The organism is Streptomyces composti (genome assembly GCF_012034205.1).
GTDB classification, from domain to species: Bacteria; Actinomycetota; Actinomycetes; order Streptomycetales; family Streptomycetaceae; genus Streptomyces; species Streptomyces composti.
Window position 1 is genome coordinate 1 of record NZ_JAATEM010000097.1, and the last position, 315, is coordinate 315.

General features: G+C 62.5%; 1 rRNA gene. It reads right to left on the minus strand.

The annotated features are described in order from the left end of the window. Positions 1–219 precede the first annotated feature (219 nt). Positions 220–315: ribosomal RNA gene (locus HCJ93_RS29100) — 16S ribosomal RNA — on the minus strand; the annotation flags it as partial.

The following is a 315-nucleotide window of genomic DNA, read 5'->3' on the forward strand; positions in this document are numbered from 1 at the left end:
CCATACGGCCGCACCCTCAGACACCCAACAGCGTGCCCGACCAACTCCCGTCCAGAGATCATGCGTTCCACGCTCCGAAGAGCAGTACTAGCAGCCCCCAGCCCAGAACCTGGCCGAGTAGTCAACGTTCCACCCATGAGCTGACCACCGTCGGACGTTCGCCGACGTAGTGGCTCTGGACCGGCCAAACCGAAGCCTGGCGGCCTAGATGCTCCTTAGAAAGGAGGTGATCCAGCCGCACCTTCCGGTACGGCTACCTTGTTACGACTTCGTCCCAATCGCCAGTCCCACCTTCGACGGCTCCCTCCCCGCAAG